Annotated in this window: 16 protein-coding genes; 11 read left to right on the top strand and 5 right to left on the bottom strand. The window is 38.7% G+C overall.

Annotated elements, in window-relative coordinates; all coding sequences use genetic code 11:
• Window position 1 precedes the first annotated feature (1 nt).
• The 5 genes from HMPREF1019_RS02570 (at window position 2) to HMPREF1019_RS02550 (ending at window position 5429) form a co-directional block, all read left to right on the top strand.
• Entirely contained in the window at window positions 2-1315 is a 1314-nt protein-coding gene (locus HMPREF1019_RS02570) for a MotA/TolQ/ExbB proton channel family protein (protein ID WP_009294114.1), read from the top strand.
• Complete coding sequence (locus tag HMPREF1019_RS02565) at window positions 1312-2403, top strand: OmpA family protein (RefSeq protein ID WP_009294113.1); 1092 nt, start codon at window positions 1312-1314, stop codon at window positions 2401-2403. Before HMPREF1019_RS02570 ends, HMPREF1019_RS02565 begins: the two co-directional genes overlap by 4 nt.
• Window positions 2396-3247, top strand: coding sequence for a pyridoxal-phosphate dependent enzyme (locus tag HMPREF1019_RS02560; RefSeq protein ID WP_009294112.1), 852 nt, complete (start codon window positions 2396-2398; stop codon window positions 3245-3247). The genes HMPREF1019_RS02565 and HMPREF1019_RS02560 overlap by 8 nt, the downstream gene beginning before the upstream one ends.
• Window positions 3244-4536 carry a histidinol dehydrogenase gene (hisD, locus tag HMPREF1019_RS02555; protein ID WP_009294111.1) on the top strand — a complete coding sequence of 431 codons (1293 nt, stop codon included), beginning with the start codon at window positions 3244-3246 and terminating at the stop codon, window positions 4534-4536. Before HMPREF1019_RS02560 ends, hisD begins: the two co-directional genes overlap by 4 nt.
• A gap of 137 nt (window positions 4537-4673) precedes the next feature.
• On the top strand, window positions 4674-5429 hold the full coding sequence (locus HMPREF1019_RS02550) for a flagellin (RefSeq protein ID WP_009294110.1): 756 nt from the start codon (window positions 4674-4676) through the stop codon (window positions 5427-5429).
• 484 nt (window positions 5430-5913) lie between these two features.
• Here the strand turns inward: HMPREF1019_RS02550 and rpoD are convergent, their stop codons facing one another.
• Window positions 5914-7767 (bottom strand): RNA polymerase sigma factor RpoD, encoded by a 1854-nt coding sequence (gene rpoD / locus HMPREF1019_RS02545; RefSeq protein WP_002941797.1) that lies wholly within the window; start codon window positions 7765-7767, stop codon window positions 5914-5916.
• 150 nt (window positions 7768-7917) lie between these two features.
• Between rpoD and HMPREF1019_RS02540 the strand changes: the two genes are divergently transcribed.
• Both HMPREF1019_RS02540 and flgG read left to right on the top strand, forming a co-directional pair.
• A complete protein-coding gene (locus HMPREF1019_RS02540; protein WP_009294109.1) occupies window positions 7918-8727 on the top strand; it encodes a flagellar hook-basal body protein in 810 nt (269 codons plus the stop codon).
• A 15-nt stretch (window positions 8728-8742) separates the two neighbouring features.
• Window positions 8743-9531 carry a flagellar basal-body rod protein FlgG gene (gene flgG / locus HMPREF1019_RS02535; protein WP_002942100.1) on the top strand — a complete coding sequence of 263 codons (789 nt, stop codon included), beginning with the start codon at window positions 8743-8745 and terminating at the stop codon, window positions 9529-9531.
• Window positions 9532-9789: 258 nt separating this feature from the next.
• On the opposite strand, the gene HMPREF1019_RS02525 is transcribed toward flgG, so the two are convergent.
• The 4 genes from HMPREF1019_RS02525 to HMPREF1019_RS02510 all read right to left on the bottom strand — a co-directional run bounded on the left by HMPREF1019_RS02525 (window position 9790) and on the right by HMPREF1019_RS02510 (window position 12905).
• Window positions 9790-10569, bottom strand: coding sequence for a tetratricopeptide repeat protein (locus HMPREF1019_RS02525; protein WP_009294107.1), 780 nt, complete (start codon window positions 10567-10569; stop codon window positions 9790-9792).
• Between the two features lie 34 nt (window positions 10570-10603).
• Window positions 10604-11395: an SEL1-like repeat protein gene (locus HMPREF1019_RS02520; protein WP_009294106.1), complete on the bottom strand. Its 792-nt coding sequence runs from the start codon at window positions 11393-11395 to the stop codon at window positions 10604-10606.
• A gap of 100 nt (window positions 11396-11495) precedes the next feature.
• Window positions 11496-11936, bottom strand: coding sequence for a sel1 repeat family protein (locus tag HMPREF1019_RS02515; RefSeq protein ID WP_009294105.1), 441 nt, complete (start codon window positions 11934-11936; stop codon window positions 11496-11498).
• A 9-nt stretch (window positions 11937-11945) separates the two neighbouring features.
• The gene (locus HMPREF1019_RS02510; protein WP_009294104.1) at window positions 11946-12905 is read right to left on the bottom strand and encodes a tetratricopeptide repeat protein; all 960 of its coding nucleotides are present in this window, start codon (window positions 12903-12905) and stop codon (window positions 11946-11948) included.
• Window positions 12906-13054: 149 nt separating this feature from the next.
• Here HMPREF1019_RS02510 and HMPREF1019_RS02505 point away from each other — a divergent pair, with 149 nt between their 5' ends.
• From HMPREF1019_RS02505 to HMPREF1019_RS02490, 4 genes are all read left to right on the top strand, one after another.
• Window positions 13055-13717 (top strand): AzlC family ABC transporter permease, encoded by a 663-nt coding sequence (locus HMPREF1019_RS02505; protein WP_009294103.1) that lies wholly within the window; start codon window positions 13055-13057, stop codon window positions 13715-13717.
• Window positions 13714-14049 (top strand): branched-chain amino acid transporter permease, encoded by a 336-nt coding sequence (locus HMPREF1019_RS02500; protein WP_009294102.1) that lies wholly within the window; start codon window positions 13714-13716, stop codon window positions 14047-14049. Before HMPREF1019_RS02505 ends, HMPREF1019_RS02500 begins: the two co-directional genes overlap by 4 nt.
• Before the next feature lie 115 nt (window positions 14050-14164).
• Window positions 14165-15181 carry a type II asparaginase gene (locus HMPREF1019_RS02495; protein WP_410369110.1) on the top strand — a complete coding sequence of 339 codons (1017 nt, stop codon included), beginning with the start codon at window positions 14165-14167 and terminating at the stop codon, window positions 15179-15181.
• 83 nt (window positions 15182-15264) lie between these two features.
• Window positions 15265-15756, top strand: a complete 492-nt coding sequence (locus HMPREF1019_RS02490; protein WP_009294100.1) for a DUF1877 family protein — start codon at window positions 15265-15267, stop codon at window positions 15754-15756.
• The last annotated feature ends 399 nt before the right edge of the window (window positions 15757-16155 follow it).

Here is a 16155-nt window from a genome sequence, read left to right as displayed (position 1 = left end):
TATGCAAAATCAAAATGATTTTAGTGAGCTAAGCGTGCCAAAAGAGCGCCAAGCTCACTCTTTCTTTGTCTTTTTTAAAGTTATCTTTATCCCTTTAGCTATCTACATCTTGGCGATACTGGCGTATCTTGGCGTTATAAATTTTCAGATGAAGCTTCACACCATCGTGATGATGGGCGTTATACTCTTTGTTGCTTTTATATTTTCACGCCATAGCGCTTTAGTAGCTTACTCAAATTTCTTAGCAAATGCCAAAGATTACAAGATAAGGCTAAAAGAATTTATTATCGCTCATCTCTTTGAAATTTCAGGCGTCAAAAAGGCAAACGCTAAATTTGAAGATTTTTTCGAGAGCTATACAAGAAATTTTAGAAATGACAACCTAGCAAACATCGGTCAAGCAGTCTTTCCTATGCTTGGAATTTTAGGCACATTTATCAGTATCGCTATCTCTATGCCAAGCTTTAGCTCAAGCACTGCAAACGGACTTGAAAAAGAGATCGCTATACTGCTAAACGGCGTGGCTACGGCGTTTTATGTATCGATTTACGGCATATTTTTAGCGCTTTGGTGGATGTTTTTTGAAAAGATCGGCATTAGTAAATTTGAGAGATTTTACAGCGAGCAAAAAGAGCTAAGCCGTGAGTTTTTCTGGCAGGAAAATGAGCTAAATGCAAATTTCATGAAAGCAAGTGTAGGCTACTTTAAAGATAGTCACGACGCCTTTAAAATGGTGCTTGATGATAAATTTGTAAAAGAGCTAAGCGAGCAGACAAATGAGAAATTTAACAGCCTAAAAGAACTTTGCGAGGTTGAAAAAAATATCATCAATCAAAGCAAGGCAGAGCTTAGCGCAAGTTTAAAAATGCTAAATGAATCTGGGCTAAAACAAGATGAATTTGTAAAAATCCACTCCGATATATTAAAGGCAGTTGGCGCGTTTTCTAATGCCTTTAAAGATATGGAGGTTAAAATTTTAACCGAGCATGCAAAACTTGGCGAAATTTTTAGTAGAAATTTAAACGCCACAAAAGAGAGCCAGCTTAAATTTGAGCAGACTATCAAGAGTTTTGATGCCATTTTAAAAGAATTTTCTCTCTCTTTGATGAAAGAGCAAAACGAGGCACTAAAGGCATTTAGAACCTCGCTCGTGGAGAGTGCGACGATATTTAAGGCAGCGTATGAGCAAGAGGGCAGGAGCTTGGAGCGCGAAAAAGAGCGCGAGAGCCTTATCGCTGAGCTTAAGAAGAACATAGACGAGATCGATAAAGAAGCAAATTCTGTAATAGAAAAAATCGAAAATCTAGTGCAATGAAAATAGACAAAAATAACGAGGATCAATCGAGCTTTTGGGTTTCGTATGCGGACTTGATGGCGGGTCTGCTCTTTGTTTTTATGCTGCTAATTGGCGCTGTCGTCGTAAAATATGTCCTAACTCAAAACACCCTTGAAAATAAAGAGCAAGCTATCATCGCAGCACTAGCAAATTTAAAAGACGCCCAGGGTAAGAATTTCACCCTCGAAGAGCTAAATGACGCCCTAAAAAGCAAGCTTTCAAAGATAAGCGACGAAAACATAAATTTAAAAAAATCAAATGAAATCTTTGTCATCCAAATAGACGCCCTAAAAGAAAAACTAGCCCAGCTCATAGATGAAAACAAGGATGCAAATGTGAGCATAAAAGAGCTAAATGCCAGCATTTTTGATCTAAATCAAAAGATGATCGTGCTAAATGATGAAATTTCATCAAAAGATAGAGCGCTTAGCGACGCAAATGCAAGTAGCGAGAAAAATTTAGCCAAGATCGCCTTTTTGCTCGAGCAAGTGAGTAAAAAAGAGGCTAGATATGACGAGCTTTTAAGGGATCTAAACGTCACTCGTGACAGGGTCAAAAACCTAACTGGCATAAGAGTAAAAGTGATCAGCGCCCTAAAAGATAGGCTAGGATCAAGTATCGAGATCGACCCAAACTCAGGCGCGCTAAAGCTTAGCTCATCAGTGCTTTTTGATAAGGGTAGTGCGGTCTTAAAAGAAGAGGTCAAAGAGGAGCTAAAGGCCACGCTTAGTAAGTATTTTGACGTGCTTTTAAATGATAAAGAGATCGCCTCAAACATCGATCAGATCGTCATAGAGGGCTTTACGGATAGCGATGGAAGTTACATTTATAACCTAGAGCTTTCGCAAAAAAGAGCCTATGCGGTGATGGAATTTATAAATTCATTTAGCGATGATGCACGCCTTAGAAAGCTGCTTGTCGCAAGTGGCAGAAGCTACAACGAGCTAGTTTTTAAAGACGGAGCCGAGGACAAGGACGCTTCAAGGCGCATCGAGATCAAATTTTCACTCTCAAACAAAGAGGCTATCAACGAGATAGAGAAATTTTTGGAGTTTAAGGGTGATTGATAAAATTCGCTTAAGAGAGCGAGAATTTTGGCTTTTAAGGGACGATCTGCTTGGCGAGTTTAACGGCAACAAAGCAAGAAAACTAGAGTATTTTTTAAAGGTCGATCTTGGCGGCATCAAAGCCATCGTATCTCACGGCTCAAGCCAGTCAAACGCGATGTATAGCCTAAGTCTTTTTGCCAAACTAAAAGGGCTTAAATTTTACTACGTCGTCTCTCATCTTAGCTCAAATTTGGAGCAAGATCCGGTTGGAAATTTCAAATTTGCACTTGAAAATGGCATGGAAATTTTCGTAAAAGAGGAGCGCGAGAAATTTGCTAAAGAGCTAGCAAAGAGCCAAAACGCGCTCTTTATAAACGAGGGCGTGGCGCAGAGTGAGGCTGAGCTTGGCTTTATCACGCAAGCAAATGAGATAAATGAGTGGAGCAAAAAAAGTGGCATAAGGCCTGACATTTTCTTGCCCTCAGGCACAGGCACAAGCGCATGCTACCTAGCAAAGCACACTGATCTTAGGGTTTTTACAGCCCCTTGTGTAGGAGACAGCGACTATCTAAAAAAGCAAATTTATGAGCTAGATAAAAACAGCAAAGTGCAAATTTTAAATCCCCCAAAGAAGTATCATTTTGGAAATTTATACAAAGAGCTTTATGAAATTTGGCTTGAAGTGTGCAAAAGTGGTGTTGAATTTGAGCTAATTTACGACCCAGTGGGCTTTATGACGCTTTTTGCAAATTTAGATAAGCTTGGGAGCGAAATTTTATATATCCACCAAGGCGGAATTTTGGGTAACATTACACAAAAGCAAAGATATGAGAGAAAACTAAAAATAAAGGATCATAAATGAAGTTTTTACACAGCAGTGACGCTGACTTTGAGAGTAAATTTTCACAGCTTGTTAGACGAAGTGACAATGATATGAGTGCTGTGATGCCAGTGGTTACAGGCATCATAGACGAGATTAGAAAAGATGGTGATAGCGCGCTTTTTGCCCAGATAAGTAAATTTGATAAATTTAATGTCACAAGCAAAAACGACATAATAATCGACGTAAAAGAGATGGAAGCGGCATACAATTCGCTAGATAACGCCCTAAGAGTGGCTCTAAATTTAGCCCATGATAGGATAAAAAGCTATCACGAGCGCACAAAACCAAGCGACTGGACCTACAAGGACGAGCACGACATCTTGCTTGGCGCAAAATACACCCCAGTTGATCGCGCTGGCCTTTATATCCCAGGTGGCAAGGCTGCATATCCTAGCTCACTTCTCATGAATGCTATCCCAGCAGTCGTAGCTGGCGTAAAAGAGATCGTTGTCTGCACCCCAGCACCAAATGGCAAGGTAAATCCTCTACTTCTTGCTGCGATGCATCTATGTGGCATCAAAACAGCCTTTAAAATAGGCGGTGCAAGTGCGATCGCAGCGATGGCTTACGGCACAGCGACCGTGCCAAAGGTCGATGTCATCACAGGACCTGGCAACATCTACGTAGCGACTGCTAAAAAGCTAGTTTATGGCGACGTAAATATCGATATGATCGCTGGTCCAAGCGAGATAGGCGTGATCGCTGATGATAGTGCGGACCCTCGCCACATAGCGATCGATCTACTCTCACAAGCAGAGCACGACGAGATCGCGAGTGCCTTTTTGATAACGCCAGTGGAGGCCTTTGCAAGGGCAGTGCAAAGACATATAGAGGACGAGCTAAAAACTCTAAAACGCGAACCAATCGCTAGTGCTAGCATGAGAAATAAAGCCGCTATCATCGTCGCAAAAGACTTGCAAGAGTGCTTTAAACTGATGAACGAGCTTGCTGTTGAGCACCTAGAGATCGCTACAAACGACGCTTTGAGCTATATGGACGAGGTAAAACACGCTGGAGCGATATTTTTTGGACACTTTACGCCTGAAGCGATGGGCGACTACATCGCAGGACCAAACCACACCTTGCCAACTGGCGGAAGTGCGAGATTTTACTCTCCGCTTGGAGTTGAAAATTTCATGAAGCGAAGCTCTATCATCTCAGTTGGCAGAAAAGGAATCATGCATCTTGGCAAACCATGCATGCAGCTAGCCGAAGCTGAAGGGCTAACAGCTCATAAAAGATCAATCGCCGTGAGGTTAGAGGATTAAAAACGAAATTTGATTTTAGAAAATTTAATATTTTCTAAAATCTTTTTAAAAATATTTTTTGCTTTAAGAAATATTATTGCAACTTTTTATGAAATTTATAGTAAAATCCGTCTCAAAACTACTAAAAAGGAGTTGATATGAAGTTAGGAACTTATACTGCAAACCAGGCTTCAGGAAACTATTATTTAGATCAAGCTAAAAATAGCGAGAAAAAGGCGCTAAACGCCATCTCTGCAAATAGCGAGATCAAAGCATCAGGTGCAAATTTGCAAATCGCAGAGAGCTTACTTTCGCAAACAAATGTCCTAAATGAGGGCATGGCAAATGCAAACGATATGATCGGTATGCTTCAGATCGCCGACTCAACGCTTTTAAATTTAAGTGAGAGTGCGGATAAGATCGGCGAGCTATCAAGCAAGCTTTCAAACCCAGCTCTTTCGGCTAATGAGCAAAAGGGCATAAAAGGCGAGATAAATGCGCTAAAAAATGCGATGAGTGACAGTGTAAAAGAGGCTAATTTTAACGGTAAAAACGTTTTTGACGCCGAGCTTGGCTTTTTCACAGGCGAGGGCACAAAAAATATAAATTTAAGCACAAATGCTCTTTTAAATGTTAAAGAGGATGGCTCAAATTCTGGCGATATTTTGAAAAATATAAATTCACTTCGCTCAGAGATCGGCTCTACACAAAATGCTGTATTTAAGGGCATGAATGCTCTAGCTGCTAGAAGCATAGCAAACGCTAATAGCGTAGAAAATCTTGATAGCAGCGACATAGCAAAGAGCTTGGAAGAAAATTTACAAGCAAATTTAAAGCTACATGCTGCATCTTTGGCTAAAGCTCACGACACTACGAGCTTGGCTGCAAAACTAGATAAACTTCTAGGTGAATAAATTTTTACCGGTCTTGTGCTGGTAAAACTCTCTTTTTATTTTTGATGCTTTACTTTTTGATTTTAGAATATATTTACAAATTAAAAATTTGATATTTCTCGTTTGAAATTTTATAACAAGTGTGCCTCTTTTGCTCTATTGCTATATCAAGTGTACCCTCAAAACGAAGGTTAGATTAATTATACTTTAAGATAAGAGCTATATGTAATGTTTAAAACAATTTTTGAGTATGGATGCTATAAATTTTTTAAAGAGAAAGTCTTTTAAAGGGTATAGACGCTAATAATTTACCAAAAAAGAAAAGCTGTCTAGGCAAGAGTATATACACCAAAGTAGGGTAAAACGTTATACAAAAGCATTAAATTTCTTACTAAATTTTTTTGACGCTTTGAGTGTAAAAATAACATGATTATAGGTTAGGATATAAATTTAATCTTAGAAATTTAAAGAGTTTAGATGTAGATGCCCAAAAGGGCAGGGCTTGTTAGCCCTCGATGTAGTTTTTAAGTTTTCTACCAACTTTTGGGTGTTTTAGTTTTTTGATAGCTGAGCTTTCTATCTGGCGGACGCGCTCACGAGTGACGTTTAGCGCTTTGCCGATCTCTTCAAGCGTGCGGTCGCTCTCGTCTTCAAGCAAGCCAAATCTCATCGAAATAACCGCTTTTTCGCGCTCATTTAGCTGTGAAAGCACATCGTCGATCTGCTCTCTAAGGTCGCTTTTTAAAATTTGATCTATCGGTGATAGCGAAGTTTTATCTTCAACAAAATCTCCAAATTTACCGTCATCTTCGTTTGCGATCGGAGCTTCAAGGCTGATAGGCTCTTTTGTGATCTTGATCACCTGTTTTACCTTATCAACGCTTAGTCCGACCTCTTTTGCGATGACGCTTACATCAGGCTCTTTGCCTTCTTCTTGGAGGTATTTGCGGTTGATTTTGTTGATACGATTTATCGTCTCTATCATGTGGATAGGTATCCTAATCGTCCTTGCCTGATCAGCGATCGCGCGCGAGATAGCCTGGCGGATCCACCATGTGGCGTAGGTTGAAAATTTATAGCCTTTTCTATATTCAAATTTATCAACCGCCTTCATAAGACCGATGTTGCCCTCTTGGATGAGATCTAAAAACGGCAAACCCCTGTTTGTATAACGTTTTGCGATACTTACGACTAGACGGAGGTTTGACTTAGCCATTCTAGCTTTTGCTTCGTCTGAAATTTTCTTTCCACGCTTGATCTGCTCTAAAATCTCTTTTAGTCTTGCTGGCTCAAGGTCAAAGCCTTGTTTGCTAGCCTCTTTTGTCGTAAAAAGCTTTTTGATCTCGACGTAGGTTGAGACCATCGTAGCCTCTGGCACGCGGGCTGCGATCTCTTCTTTGCTAAGTTTGATGATATCTTTTAAGATGCTTTTGTGATTTTTCTTTAGCTCGTCACTAAACATCGGCAAGCGATACTCCAAGCGTTTTAGCTCTCTATCAAATTCATCGTCGCTTTTTAGCGCTGTCTCCATTGATTTTACGATCTCGCTGATTAGCTTGCTTGTTGGGCCAAGATCCATCAGCTTCTCTTTTAAAATTTTCTTTTTAAACGCAAGCGTCATCTTTGAAGCTGTGTCGTCGCTTTCAACTTTATCTTGCTTGTTTGCGGTCTTTAGCCACTCTTTTTTAGCCTTTTCAAGGGCTTTAAAGCTCTCTATAACTTTTTCTGCACGCTTGTCGTTTTTGGCTGATTTCTTAGGAGCTTCGTTCTCTTCGTTCTCCTCATCCTCTTCGTCTATATCCTCTTCACCATCTTCATTTTCATTTTCGCTCTCGTCCTCAAAGCTTTTAAAAAGCTCTTTTACGCGGCGCTCTCTGTTGATAAGCGGCTCTTTGTAATCAAGTATAAAATCGATCAAAAACGGCACCGAGCAAAATGCATCGATGATGATATCCTCGCCAAGCTCGATCCTCTTGCTGATCTCGACCTCTTCTTCTTTTGTAAGAAGCGCGATCTGACCCATCTCTCTTAGATACATCCTTACTGGACTATCTGATCTTGACCACTCTAAAAGGTCGCTCTCGCCTGAAAGATCGAGGTCTTCGTCGATATCTTGGTCACTTTTTTGAGCGTTTTCTTGACGTTTTTTAGCGTCAGCTAAATTTCTAAGCTTTGCAGCTTCAGCAGATGTGATGAGCTGGACTTTGTTTGTTTTTGCTAGTTGTTCTATCTTTTTTACTACCGTAGCCGTCGGAGCTTTGTCTAATAATTTTACTAATTTTTCATATGTCAAAAAGCCTTTTGCATTTTCAACAAAAAGCTCTTCTATCTGAGAAAAAGAGTCTTTTGCGGCGCTCATAAATTTCCTTTCAAATCGTATCATTGTGATTTAAGTGTTGGTTAAAAGAAAGTGGATTATACCCAAAATTTTTTAAAAGTGTATAAAAAGAAAGTTGGAACGATGATTGCTTAGTAATTCTAAAAAATCAAATTTTGATTAGGAAAATTTATGCAAAATGGTTATTATCAAGCCACTGCTGGCATGGTAACGCAGTTTAACAGACTAAATGTCATCTCAAACAACCTTGCAAATGTAAATACGATCGGCTACAAGCGAAATGACGTAGTCATCGGCGACTTTGCGAGAATTTTTAAAGAGACGCAAGATGAGCTTCCGCTTAAAAATCACACAAAAGACGGAGCTAAATTTCTAAATAGAACGCTTGATCGTGTGCCACAAGTGAGCGAAGAATACACCGACTTTAGCGCTGGTGGCTTTAAATACAGCTCAAACACGCTTGACTTTGCGATAAAAAGAGACGATGCTTTTTTCTTAGTCGATACTCCAAATGGCGTAAAACTAAGCAAAAATGGCTCTTTTAGCCTTGATGCGGACGGCTACATCGTCACAAAAGAGGGTTACAGGGTGCTGCCAAGTGGCTATGAAGCGCAAAATCCAGGTCAAAGAGGCATCCAAGTGTCACAAGGCGAGGTGCTAACCGTTGATAAAAATGGAAATTTATACTCAAATAACAATCAATTTTCTAAATTTTACATCGCTCAGCCAAGAGAGATAAGAGACCTTAAAAAGGTCGGCGATAATCTCTTTGAGAGTAGAAATTTTGACGATATAACCGAGCTTGACGAGGCTGACAGCGTGATGCAAGGCTACGCTCAAATGTCAAATGTAAATCCAGTCTTAGAAATGGTGGGTCTAATAGAAACCCAGCGCTTAGTTGATATGTATCAAAAGGTTATGACAAGCCACATGACTGACCTTAACCAAGATGCTGTTCAAAAACTAGCCCTAAAAGCTTAATAAAAGGATAAAACTATGATGAGATCACTTTACACTGCGGCCACTGGCATGATCGCCGAGCAGACGCAGATAGACGTAACCTCACACAACATCGCAAACGTAAATACCTATGGATATAAGAAAAATAGGGCTGAATTTGCTGACCTTATGTATCAAGTCATGGAGTACGCAGGCACGGCTACTAGCCAGACTACCACGAGCCCAACAGGCATCGAAGTAGGCCTTGGCGTGCGCCCAACAGCGATAAATAAAATTTTCTCTCAGGGCTATTTTAAAGAGACTAGCAACAACCTAGATATGGTCATAGCTGGCAACGGCTTTTTTCAAATTCAACTCCCTGATGGCACGACAGCTTATACTAGAAATGGTGCGTTTAAGCTTGATGCAAACGGTACGATCGTAAATAGCGATGGCTACCAGCTTATCCCGCAGATCACTGTCCCTGCAAACGCGACGCAAATTTCAATAGGCACAGACGGCACCGTCTCAGTGCTTCAAGCTGGCGAAACCGATATGGCTCAGATAGGTCAGATCGAGCTAGCAAATTTCATAAACCCAGCCGGTCTTCACTCGATGGGTGATAACAACTACCTTCAAACAAGCGCTAGCGGCGACGTGGTGGTAGGTGTAGCAGGCCTTGACGGACTTGGCACCATTAGACAAGGCTTTGTCGAGATGAGTAACGTGCAACTTGTTGAAGAGATGACTGATCTTATCACTGGTCAGCGCGCATACGAGGCAAACTCAAAGGCGATAACTACGAGTGATTCGATGTTAGAGATAGTAAATGGACTTAAAAGGTAGGTGATATGGACGCGACTTTGGCTATTGTTGGACTTATACTCGTTGCTTTTACGCTTGATGTTTTTTACTTTTCAGATAGGACCCCAAAGGGCAAGGGTCCCAAAAGTCAGGTGCATTAAATTTATAGGCCATTGTAAATTTGGCAGTCTTCGCCGTTACCTAGCTCGCAGGACTTGCCAAAGTTGCTTTTTAGCTAAATTTTTATTGAATTGGGTGACTTGCATTTGAAATAATATAAACAAACTGATATAAGGTTGATTAAAACCCTTGTTCATTTAAGCTTTTGTATAAGTCGCAACCGCCTTGTAAACCCAAGTCACAAGCTCTACCAAAGTATTCTTTAGATGTTACTTTATTTTGTCTTACGCCTTTCCCATTGTAATATATTAAACCAACACCTAAGCATCCAAGTGGGTTCATTAATTCACAAGAACGATTAGAATACTCTAGTGCTAAGGTAAAATTTTGTTTTACTCCTTCTCCATTAAAATACATGTAACCCAAAACCCCACATGCTTCTCCTGTATTTAAACTACAAGCTTTTTTATAATAATTTATCGCTGCTATAGTGTCTTTTTTCACACCATTGCCTTTGTCGTATAGCTTTGCCAAATTAAAACAACTTAAGCCTGTATCCAAGTTGCAATCTAACAAGTATAATTCACTGGCTTTTTTGTAGTCTTGTTTTATTCTTTTTCCTTTTTCATATATGACACCAAGATCATTACAACTACCTTTTTGTCCATTTTTACAAGATTTTGAAAACAGATCAATAGCTTTTTTAAAATCTTGTTTTATTTGATTTCCTTCAAAATATAATCTTCCCAAAAGATAACAACTGAGACTGTCTCCAGAGTTACATCCTTTGGAATATAAGGCTACAGCTTTGTCAATATTGCCGGAATTTGCATAAGAAAAACCAGCAGCAGAACAAAGACTGATTTCTCCATTTTCACACATGGTATCAATATTTTTAGTATCTGAATCTTCTCCATATAAAAAGATTATAAAAAATAATAATAGTATTGTTTTTTTCACTTTTACCTTTCAGTTCAGTAAGCAAGGAATGAATTTATAATCCTTGTTCGGTTAAATTCTTATATAAATCACAGCCTTCTTGTGAGCCTAAATTACAAGCTCTTTCTGTGTATTCTCTAGCTATTCTTTTGTTTTGTTTTACGCCTTTACCGTCATAATACATTATAAATAAACCCAAACATCCGCCAGGATTATCTAAATTGCATGCTGATGCTAGATATTTTAATGCTTTTGTAAAATCTTGTCTAACTCCTGTGCCGGAAAGGTATTTCATCCCAAGAATATGGCATGCGCCACTTTCATTTAATCCGCAGGCTTTTTCATAAAAGCTTATTGATATTTTTAAATCCTGTTTTATTATTTTTCCTTGTTCATAAAACAAGCCTAGACTAAAACATCCTTCTGAATTTTCTAAATTACAAGCTCTGGTAAATAATTGGATAGCCTTTGCAATATCTTTTTTTACACTTTTTCCTTTAAGATATGAGGAACCAATAAAGAAGCATCCTTTGCCGTATTTCAAATCGCAAGATGTCATAAATAGCTCGTTTGCTTTTGTAATATCTTGTCTTATGCCTTTTCCGTTTTCATATAAATTGCCAGCACTATAACACCCAATTCCGATGCCAGAATTACATGATGCCATATATAATTCATTTGCTTTTTTGTAATCTTGTTCTACTCCTTTTCCGTTTTCATATAAATTTCCAAGAGTTACACAAGCCATTTCTCTTTTTTTAGTGCATTCATTTTGAAGATTTTCTATATCAGAATTTTTGCCAAACAAGAGTGCAAAACAAAATATAAGTAAGATTATTTTTTTCATATTTTATCCTTATGAAATTTTTATAAGTTTAGCCCTTAGGGGATAAATTTAACTTTAAATATAAAATAAATTTATAGTAAATATGCTTTTAGGATTAAATTTAATACCCAAGCTTATCTAATAAATTTCTCATATCACAGCCCTTTTTAAAGCCTAGCTCGCATGATCTTTGAAAGTAGCTTTTGGCAGTCGTTTTGTCCTCTTTTTTGCCGTTATCCAAAAGTGCGTAGTTTAAAAATCTTGCGTATCTATTTACTATGATAGTTTGATTAAGCTCGCTACCCACGTCGTTGTAGCCATTTATATAGATGAGCGCAGCGCTGTAACAACCCTCTTTCATATCATTTTCGCAAGCTAGTAAAAATATCTCTTTTAGCTTTTTAAAATCTTTATCATCGCTTGATGAGTTATAAATTTTTGTAGCAGCCTTGTAACAGCTCGTTAAATTTGCTCTTATATCGCCCTTGCTTTGGCACATCTCATCTAAATTTTCTGCATTTAAAAGCACAATGAGGGATAAAAACAAAATCAAATTTTTCATAAACGCTCTTTAGTGAAAATCTCTAACTATCTCGCAAGCCTCTTTAAGACCTAGTTTGCAAGCTTTTTTAAGCCATTCTTTTGCCAACTTTTTATCCTTTTTTGTCCCTATGCCATGATAGTAAAAGTATGCAAGATGTTTGCACCCACTTGCGCTATCTAGCCTGCACGCTTTGTTGTAGTATCTAAACGCCACTTCATCGTCTTTTTCTACGCCAAGTGCGTCGTCGTAAAGGCTGGCTAGGTTATTACAAGCATCGGCAAAGTCAAGCTTGCAAGCTTTAAAATAGAGCTTGTTAGCCTTTTCATACTCTTTTTGCTCTTGATATAAGGTCGCTAGGTTGTAGCAAGAGATGCTAAAGTCGCTATCACAAGCCTTTTTGTAAAGCTTTATCGCTTCTTTGTAGTCGCGCTTTACGCCAAGGGTGTTGTGGTATAAAACGGCTAGGTTGTAGCACCCTTCATAGAAATTTTGCTCGCAAACTTCTTTGTAAATTTTAGCAGCCTTTTTGTAGTCTTTTTTTACGCCGCTGCCGTTATTATATAAAACTGCGATGTTAAAACAGCTTTGAACAAGCGTGAGATCGCAGCCCTTTTTAAAAGCATCTAAAGCCATTTTATAATCTTTCATCTCTTGATACTCAACACCAAGGTTGTGACAGGCAAATTTATTGCTCTCATCGCAAGTTTTGTTAAGAATTTCTAGCGATTTTTTCGCGTCTTTTTTTACGCCAAGTCCGCTTTTGTAAAACTCAGCCAGATAGATACATGCGTCTAAATTTTTAACCTCGCACTCACTTTTATAAATTCCAAATAGCCTTTTATATTCATCATCGCTGTATCTGCGGCTAAAATCAATGCAGTTATCCTCGATATTACAGCTATTTGCTTGAGGGATTTTTATCTTTGGATTTGTTGTTAAGGCTATTAAATTTAGTGTTAAAAATATTAGTAAAACTATCTTTTTCATAGAAATTTTCTTTATAAATTTTGTTGTTATTTTATAAAATTTAGTTTTAAAATGCGAGCAAGCGGTTAAATTTATAAAAGCAAAAACGCCTCTTTAAATTTAAATTTTTAAATTTTTGCTAATATTTTGGCTTTTTATGAAGGTAAAATTTGACATTTAACTACGTTTTTAAACTATCTATTCCTATCTTTATGGGCTATTTTCCGCTTGGTGTCGCCTTTGGCGTGCTGGCAAAGAGCATGGGAGTGAGCGCATTTATAGCTATGGCGCTTAGCATGCTTGGATACGGCGGAGCAGCGCAGTTTATGATGCTCTCGCTCTTTAGTGTGGGCACGAGCTACGTTGAGGTCTTTATCGTGAGCTATCTTGTAAATTTGCGCCACACTTTTTATGGGATTTCACTTTTAAAAGAGTATAGCGGGATCAAATTTAAGCTTTTAAACATCGCTTTGCTAACAGATGAGACCTTTGCGATATTTAAAAATTTGGGACTAAAAGATGCGAATGATCGAAGCTTTGTCTTTACCTGGCTAAATATCCTATCTTGGTCATACTGGGCAGCTGGAACGCTTCTTGGTGCGATACTTGGTGACTTTATCAAGGCCGATACAAGGGGACTTGAGTTTAGCTTAACAGCGCTTTTTATAGTGGTCGTCATCGAGATGTTTAAAAATGATAAAAACTACCGCGTGCTCTTTGCGGCGGTCTTTTTTGGCGTGCTTGGAGTGAGCCTCTTTCCAGCTAAATTTGTGCTTGTTGGCTCGATGGCGCTTTGTTTTGTATTTTTGCTTTTGTTTAAGGATAAAATTTGATAAGTGTAAACTCAAGTGAGATGGTGCTTTTTGTGGCGGTGCTTTTAAGCGCCTTGGCTACTTTTATAACGAGGGCGACGCCGTTTTATGCGTTAAGAAACTATAAGCCAAACCCTTATTTAGACGCTATCGAGAAGCACATGGGCATGATGATAATGGTCGTTTTGGTCTGCTACGGGCTAAAAGATACGAAATTTAGCGAGTTTCCATACGGCTTAAGCGAGATAGTGGCGGTTTTTACGGCTGTTTTGGTGCATTTGAAATTTAAAAATGCCCTTCTTAGCATAGTCGTTTCAACTGGAATTTATATGCTTTTGATAAGAATTTTTTAAATAAATATAAATTTTGAAAATTAATAAATTTTTTAAATATATGACGTTATAATGCTCTAGCAAATTTTAATGCAAAGGAGCTAAAATGCGTTTAATCTTTAAGGCGGTGTTACTCATGATTTTAGGTGCTACTTTAGCGGTTGCTAAGCCAACCATCTACATCCTAGCTACTGGTGGAACGATAGCAGGAAGCGGCTCAGGTTCGCTTGATTCAAGCTATACTTCTGGAACTGTTACGGTCGATAAACTTATCGCAGCCGTGCCAGATATCAACAAGATCGCTACCATAAAAGGCGAGCAAATTTCAAATATCGGCTCACAAGATATGAACAACGAAGTTTGGCTTAAGCTTGCAAATAGAATAAACGAACTTCTAAACAGCGGCAAAGCCGATGGTATCGTCGTTACTCACGGCACAGACACTATGGAGGAGACAGCTTACTTCTTAAATTTAGTCGTTAAAAGCGACAAGCCAGTGGTGCTTGTAGGTGCGATGAGAAATAGCGGCTCACTAAGTGCAGACGGTCCGCTAAATTTATTTAACGCTGTAAATGTAGCTATCAGCAAAGATAGCGTAGGCAAGGGCGTTGTAGTTGTTATGAATGATGAAATTCACGCTGGTAGAGAGGTAACAAAAACTAACACAACAGGCGTTGATACATTTAAATCACCAAACAGCGGCAAAATCGGCACAGTTTTTTACGGCAACGTAAAATACTATATGAACCCACTCAGAAAACACACAGCAAGCTCAGCTTTTGACCTAACTGGCGTAAAAGAGCTTCCAAGGGTTGATATCATCTACTCTCACGCAAATGACAATCCTGACTTTGTAAATGTGGCTGTTAAAAACGGCGCAAAAGGCATAATTAGTGCTGGTCTTGGCAACGGCAACCCTTACTTTAGCGTGCTAGAGGCTCTTGGTGAGGCTTCAAAGGCTGGCGTAGTGGTAGTTCGTGACTCACGTGTGGGAAGCGGCGAGACAACTATGAACGGCGAAGTTGATGACGCAAAATACGGCTTTTTAACATGCGACAATCTAAACGCTCAAAAAGCTAGAGTGCTTTTAATGCTTGCTCTTACAAAAACAAGCGACAAAGCTAAAATTCAAGAGTTTTTCTTAACTCACTAAGCTTAAATTCTCGTGGCGGATCTGTTAAATTTATAGCTCCGCCCTCTTTTTTTAAAATTCACACTAAAATTTAAGGCTCTAAAATGGGGATTAGCGCGCACTACTACGCCTACTTGCAAGATGATATAGAAAAGATCAAAAATGGCGGCAGTGGCGAACTTTTGGACGAATACGACTTGAATAATTTGTGGGACGCGATGTGTAAGATGCTAACTGGCACAAATTTCAAGCAGAGGCTTAAGGCTGGCGATATTTTTAGCTCAAATGAGCCTTTTAGCTGGGCTATTTTTGGGCGTAGTGCGCTAAACGAAGAGCTAAGTGAGATGATCTCTTATACTAACGTTTCGGATGTAAAAGAGGTGGCTAGGGCGATGAAAGATGTTGATATTAGCGCACTTTTAGCAAAGATAAATTTAAAAGAATTTGCTATCTCAAAGACATATCCTGATATCTTTGGGCGGCAGAGCGAATTTGAAGATATAAGGGTGAGTTTAAAAGAGCACTTTACTGGGCTTTTAAATTTTTACCAAAATGCTGCCAGTAAAGGGCTTGGCGTACTGATAGTAATAGCCTAAATTTCTAAATTTTTAGTGGGCTATTTTATGGTTTAAATTTAGCTAGCTTTAAAGACAAATAAATTTATAAAGAGCCTTTATATCAAAAGCAAAATTTATGTAAAAGCATACTTGATAAATTTGCCATCTAGGCTGCGAGGTATATACGAAATCGCTATTAAATTCATTAAATTTTATAGACCAAAAATGTCACTAGCGCAAAAGCTAAATTTTGTGCCAGCAAAAGCAGGCTAAACAAATTTACCACTTTTCAAGCTCTAGGCTACGAAACACACACAAAATCGCCTTTGTTTTAGCGCTAAATTTATTAAATTTATATCCCTAGCGCCAAAAGTCAAATTTCTCACGTCCAAAAGCAGGCTAAATTTGCTAATAAATCCTTCTTTTATCATAAATTTA

It is taken from the genome of Campylobacter sp. 10_1_50 (genome assembly GCF_000238755.1).
GTDB lineage: Bacteria > Campylobacterota > Campylobacteria > Campylobacterales > Campylobacteraceae > Campylobacter_A > Campylobacter_A concisus_R.
Note: the sequence above shows the minus strand (reverse complement) of the source record. Positions and strands in the feature narration are given on the sequence as shown.

Bases quoted from the DNA above. Each gene is read 5' to 3' on its own strand.
- HMPREF1019_RS02570 (WP_009294114.1), top strand. From the start codon at position 2: ATGCAAAATCAAAATGATTTTAGTGAGCTAAGCGTGCCAAAAGAGCGC.
- HMPREF1019_RS02565 (WP_009294113.1), top strand. From the start codon at position 1,312: ATGAAAATAGACAAAAATAACGAGGATCAATCGAGCTTTTGGGTTTCG.
- hisD (WP_009294111.1), top strand. From the start codon at position 3,244: ATGAAGTTTTTACACAGCAGTGACGCTGACTTTGAGAGTAAATTTTCA.
- HMPREF1019_RS02550 (WP_009294110.1), top strand. From the start codon at position 4,674: ATGAAGTTAGGAACTTATACTGCAAACCAGGCTTCAGGAAACTATTAT.
- rpoD (WP_002941797.1), bottom strand. From the start codon at position 7,767: ATGAGCGCCGCAAAAGACTCTTTTTCTCAGATAGAAGAGCTTTTTGTT.
- HMPREF1019_RS02540 (WP_009294109.1), top strand. From the start codon at position 7,918: ATGCAAAATGGTTATTATCAAGCCACTGCTGGCATGGTAACGCAGTTT.
- flgG (WP_002942100.1), top strand. From the start codon at position 8,743: ATGATGAGATCACTTTACACTGCGGCCACTGGCATGATCGCCGAGCAG.
- HMPREF1019_RS02520 (WP_009294106.1), bottom strand. From the start codon at position 11,395: ATGAAAAAAATAATCTTACTTATATTTTGTTTTGCACTCTTGTTTGGC.
- HMPREF1019_RS02515 (WP_009294105.1), bottom strand. From the start codon at position 11,936: ATGAAAAATTTGATTTTGTTTTTATCCCTCATTGTGCTTTTAAATGCA.
- HMPREF1019_RS02510 (WP_009294104.1), bottom strand. From the start codon at position 12,905: ATGAAAAAGATAGTTTTACTAATATTTTTAACACTAAATTTAATAGCC.
- HMPREF1019_RS02495 (WP_410369110.1), top strand. From the start codon at position 14,165: ATGATTTTAGGTGCTACTTTAGCGGTTGCTAAGCCAACCATCTACATC.
- HMPREF1019_RS02490 (WP_009294100.1), top strand. From the start codon at position 15,265: ATGGGGATTAGCGCGCACTACTACGCCTACTTGCAAGATGATATAGAA.